5 protein-coding genes and 1 pseudogene are annotated in these 4,790 nt (G+C 75.9%); 2 read left to right on the top strand and 4 right to left on the bottom strand.

The window, feature by feature from the left end:
- Positions 1-123: 123 nt before the first annotated feature.
- Together ABZ885_RS35535 and ABZ885_RS35530 are read right to left on the bottom strand one after the other, a co-directional pair.
- The gene (locus ABZ885_RS35535) at positions 124-951 is read right to left on the bottom strand and encodes a hypothetical protein (protein ID WP_360198240.1); all 828 of its coding nucleotides are present in this window, start codon (positions 949-951) and stop codon (positions 124-126) included.
- Complete coding sequence (locus ABZ885_RS35530) at positions 948-1,631, bottom strand: 2-phosphosulfolactate phosphatase (protein ID WP_360198237.1); 684 nt, start codon at positions 1,629-1,631, stop codon at positions 948-950. The genes ABZ885_RS35535 and ABZ885_RS35530 overlap by 4 nt, the downstream gene beginning before the upstream one ends.
- Positions 1,632-1,838: 207 nt before the next feature.
- Here ABZ885_RS35530 and ABZ885_RS35525 point away from each other — a divergent pair, with 207 nt between their 5' ends.
- Positions 1,839-2,795 carry a hypothetical protein gene (locus ABZ885_RS35525; protein ID WP_360198234.1) on the top strand — a complete coding sequence of 319 codons (957 nt, stop codon included), beginning with the start codon at positions 1,839-1,841 and terminating at the stop codon, positions 2,793-2,795.
- A gap of 188 nt (positions 2,796-2,983) precedes the next feature.
- Entirely contained in the window at positions 2,984-3,439 is a 456-nt protein-coding gene (locus ABZ885_RS35520; RefSeq protein WP_360198231.1) for a hypothetical protein, read from the top strand.
- A 47-nt stretch (positions 3,440-3,486) separates the two neighbouring features.
- Here ABZ885_RS35520 and ABZ885_RS35515 read toward each other — a convergent pair whose 3' ends face one another.
- Together ABZ885_RS35515 and ABZ885_RS35510 are read right to left on the bottom strand one after the other, a co-directional pair.
- Entirely contained in the window at positions 3,487-4,392 is a 906-nt protein-coding gene (locus tag ABZ885_RS35515) for an aldo/keto reductase (protein ID WP_360198228.1), read from the bottom strand.
- Positions 4,393-4,394: 2 nt separating this feature from the next.
- Positions 4,395-4,790, bottom strand: a pseudogene (locus tag ABZ885_RS35510) (reductase); the annotation flags it as partial.

Below are 4,790 nucleotides of genomic sequence, written 5' to 3'. Positions count from 1 at the left end.
CCGGCGGTGACCTGCGCACGGCCGCCGCCCAGGGGCATGCGTGCGCTGCGAAGGTGCTCGCCTCGCCCGGGGCGTCCTGCACGGAGGCGTGACGCCGCTGCCGCGCGCCCGGCTGGCGGAGGCTCAGTCGATCTCCCAGGGGACGGCGATGAGGACGGCGCCGCCGGAGTGCCGGGTGTAGCGGCAGGGGTAGGCGAGGGGGAAGTCGACCCGGGCGGGGCCGGTGACCGGGCGGAGGTCGGCGAGCAGGGCGTCGTCGGGCAGGCCGGCGGCCGCCTCCCGCAGGACCGGGTCGGCGGCGGCCCGGGCCTCGGGTGCGGTGACCGGGGCCACGGTGGTGGCGTGCCGGTCCAGGTCCCACCAGTGTTCGCCGAAGCTCCTGCCGAAGGCGTCGACGGTGGCGGGGTCGGGTCCGGCCGGATCCGGTGCCGCAGCGGTGTCCGGGTCAGTGGCCGCCGTGCCGGTGTCGGCGAAGGCGCGCCGTGCGCAGTCCGCGAGCCCGTCGAGCCAGGCGGGCAGGGACGGCGCCATGCGGACGGTGTCGGTGCCGTCCCAGAACTGGAAGACCGGCCCCCACGCCCCGGTGGCCCGGTCCACGTCCACGTAGGTGTGGCCGTCGCCGTGGTCGGTGTAGAGGAACCAGTGGCTCCCGGTGCCGCCGGCGTGGTCCAGGTACCAGCTCGTGTCGCAGCCGGCGTACCGGCCCGCGTTGTAGGGATGCGCGAAGTCGAGGTGCTCGTAGGAGGTGTGGCCGTTCTGGACGGAGCGCGAGACCATGACCCGCACGCCCCCGACCGCCCGCAGCAGCACCCGGACGTCCTCGGGCACCGGGACCGGCCAGCCGTCCATCCGGGCGTCGTCGATGCCCGCGTCGAGCGTGATCAGCCCCGAGGACTCCTCGGCGAGCCGTTGCAGCAGCCGGACGGTCCCGACGGCGTCGAAGTCGGTCATGCCGTCTCCCGGTGCGTCGGGCGGAGGACCATGAGCGAGTCCTCCGCGGTCGCCACCATGGCGAAGGGGAACCGGTCGAGTTCGAGGCAGAGCGCGACGTCGTCGGGATGGGCGCCCTCACGCACACCCTCCGTCAGCTCGGCGGCGGCGCGCGACGTGCCGGCGCGGCGGAGGAACCCGGCCGCATCCGTCCCGGCACCGGCGGCCCGCCCGGCGATGTACTGGGCGCACGCCAGATCCTCGTCGGCCCGTCCGTCCTCGCCGGTCACCACGAACGTGACGCCGTCGCACCCGCGGGTCCGCAGGAGCCCGGCCGTGGCCTCCGCCACCGCGAAGCTCGCACACAGCACCAGCGACGCGTCCTTCACCGCGAGCGCGCCGACCGTCCCCGCCGTGGTCTTCTGCACCACCGTCCGGCCGCGGAGGTCGGCAGACCGCAGCAGGCCGGGGGAGTTGACCAGGTCGAAGCCGGGCGCGGGCGGGCCGTCCTTGAGCGCCACCCAGTCCGGGTGGCGGGCCTTGAGCGCCAGGGCCTCGTCGAGCGACCCGGCGAGAACGATCTTCTCCGCCCCCTGTCCGAAGGCCCAGGCGGCCACCGTGAAGGCGCGCATGACGTCGACCACGACTGCCACGGCCGGGGTTTCGACCAGCTCGGCGATGCCGAGGAAACGAGCGTCCATCCGGTCATGATCGCGCATGCCAGGGCTTCGGCGCCCGGGCAGTGAGGCGCATCACATCGACGGCCCCGGGGCACGACACCCCCGGACGCCTGCGTCGCGACGGCCGTGCGCAACGCGGCTGCCCGGACCGCTGACCGAGGCCTGACGCGGAGGGTGTGCGCACGGTTATGGTGAGTGAGCGGGTTCGGCGGACGGGAGGGCGGCGCGATGGCGGTCACCGAGGTCAAGGTCCGGTTGGACGGTGTGCGGCTCGACGCGCAGCGGCGCTGCGGAGGCCGGTTCGAGCCGGTCGCCTCGGTGGAGCTGCCGGAGGTGGCCCAGGTCTACCGGATCAGTCCGTCCTGGGGCGAGGCGGTGCCGTGCTCGGCGGCGGAGCAGGAGCGGTGGGAGGAGGCGGCGCGGGCCTATCTCACCTCGCTGTCACGGGCGTTGGAGGAGCTGTACCGGGCGCACGGCGGCAGTGCCGCGGGGGTGAAGGTGGACCTCGTGGAGAGTTCGGGGTTCTGGCACGGACTCGGTGCCCCGCGTCGGTGGCCCGGCTGGAAGCGGCGGGCCGTCGAGCGGTCGGAGCGCGCCCAGCGGGCCTTCGTGGCGGAGGCGGAGCGCGCGGCCGAGGCGTACCGGCCGGTGCGCGAGGAGCTGGACCGGCGGGTGGCCGAGCAGCGTGAGGTCCGGCGGCAGGCCCAGCTGGCCCGGGAGCAGGAGGCCCGGCGCCGCCGTGCCGTGCTGGAGGAGGTGGCCGCGCAGCGGGTGTGGCGGTACACGGTGGACGGCGCGGAGGTCCGGGTGGGCCAAGTCGGCGCCGGTCCGGTCGGGGATTCCGCGGATGAGCCTCAGGATCCTTTGACTGCGCGGGAGTTGGAGGACGCATTGTTCGCCCTGGCCGGTGAGCCGGGAGCCGTGGCGGCGCAGTTCCGGTGGGACGACGCGGCGCGCGCCGCCGTCGAGGAGGAGTGCCGGGCGCAGGGCGTCACCGTCGCCTTCGGCCAGTGGTGGCGCGAGGTGACCCGGCACGGGTGGGCGGACGGTCCGTCCGGTCCGCGGCCGGTGCTGCCGGGCCCGCGGTCGACCGGGTCCGGTTTCCGTGGCATCGGCGGCACGGGCGGCTCCGGCACCGGCGGGTTCACCGGTGGGCACAGCTACTTCGGCTTCGGCGGGTACTGAGTGCCGGCCGCGATCCGGGGCGTTGCCGGTCGTGATCGGGCACGGGGGCTGCCGCCGGTTGTCAGCGGGCGTGGCCGGCGGCGGGGAACGGCGCGCTGACACGCCCACGGACGGCGGAGCGTCCGCCGCCGGGGCCCGCCCGTCGGATAGGGATGGCTCGTCCATCGCCTTTCCCCGGAGGGTCCGTCATGTCCCCACGCACGTCCGCCCCGCTGAAGTCCGCCGCCCGCCTGGCCTGTTCCGTCCTGGCGCTGGCCGCGCCGCTCCTGCTCGCCCAGCCGGCCGTGGCCGACAACGGGCCCAAGACGCCCGAGGAGGCCGCCGCCTGCCGGGGTGTGCTGAACACACTGCTCGGCGGCTCGCTGTTCGGCCCGGGCGGCGTCAGCGCGATCTGTGCCGTCAAGCCGTCCGACCAGTCCGTCCAGACCGACCAGTCGGCCCAGGCCACCACCCCGCGCCCGGCCACCCGCGGCTCGGTGTCCTACGACCTGCCGGCGATGCGGCAGGAGGCCGCCGACCTGCGGGCCAAGGCCGCCACCCTGGACCGGCTCGGCGAGCACGGGGCGGCCCGGAAGGCCCGCGCCGAGGCCGACGCCCTCCAGCACCGGATCGACGCCGTCGTCCGGGCCGAAGAGCAGAACTGACCTCCGGAGCACGGGGCGCCGGCCCGGGGTGCGCACCCACGGGTTGCTCACCCCGCCGGCGCCTCGGCCGTGCTCAACGGCTCCGCAAGGGCAACGAGTTCGGCCGGTTCGAGGACGAGGCCGGCGGCCGCGGCGGAGTCGCGGATAGTGCCGGGGCGGCGGGCGCCGGGGATCGGCACGACGGCGGGGGAGAGGGCCAGCAGCCAGGCGAGGCCGATCTGCTGCGGCGAGACGCCCCGGACGGCGGCGATCCGGTGGAAGGCGCTGGTCTCGGCCGTGGTGTCCGCCGGGTCGTCCAGCACGCTGCGGGACAGCCCGCCCAGCGGGCTCCACGGCAGGAAGGCCAGGCCGAGCCGCTCACTGAGCCGGAGCTCCGGCTCGGAGGTGCGGACGGCCGGCGAGAAGCGGTTCTGCACCGAGACCAGGCCGGGGCCGAGGATCTCCCGGGCCGTCAGGATCTGTTCCTCGTCCACGTTGGAGATGCCCGCCGCGCGGATCTTCCCGGCGTCCAGCAGCCCGCGCAGCGCCCCCACGGACTCCGCCCACGGGACCGACGGGTCGGGCTTGTGGAGCTGGTAGAGGCCGATCGCCTCGACGCCGAGCCGCCGCAGCGAGCCCTCGCAGGCCCGCCGCAGGTGCTCCGGCCGGCCGTCGACCGTCCAGGAGCCGTCACCGGGCCGGCCGCGGCCGCCCTTGGTGGCGACCAGCACCGCCGCGCGGTCGGCGGCCGGCCGGGCGGCCAGGGCACGGGCCACCAGCTCTTCGTTGTGACCGAGTTCGCCGGCGTGCCAGTGGTAGGAGTCGGCGGTGTCGAGCAGGGTGACGCCGGCGTCGAGCGCGGCGTGCAGGGTGACCAGGGCCTGGTGCTCGTCGGGCCGGCCCTCGACCGAGAGCGGCATCGCGCCGAGCCCGATCGCGCCGACCGGGGTGTCGCCGATGAAGCGCTGTTCCATGGTCAGGCAGCCTTTCCGTGGGTGGTGACGGCCTCGGCGACGGCGGCGGACAGCCAGTCGGCCGTCGGCGAGAAGTGCAGCCCGAGCCCGGCGGCGCGGCGCTGGTCCATCGGGTACCAGCGGTCGAAGGAGAACGGCGAGGCGTCCGGGCCCGCCGCCTCCCGGTAGCGGGCGGTCGTGCCGAGGCGGTCGGCGACCAGCTCGCACAGCGCGACCACGTCGAGCGGCTCGGGCGAGCTGGCGTTCACCGGCCCGGTCGCCGACGAGGCGGCCACCTGCGCGAGCGCGGCGGCGATCTCCTCGTGGTGGACGAAGGAGGTCGGCTGCGGCTCGGCGTGCACGGCGACCGGCCGCCCGGCCGCGATCAGCCCGGTGTAGTGGGCCAGCCGGCCGGTGAA

Origin of the sequence: Kitasatospora sp. NPDC047058, from assembly GCF_040643935.1 — a bacterium.
Lineage (GTDB): Bacteria > Actinomycetota > Actinomycetes > Streptomycetales > Streptomycetaceae > Kitasatospora.
Note: the sequence above shows the minus strand (reverse complement) of the source record. Positions and strands in the feature narration are given on the sequence as shown.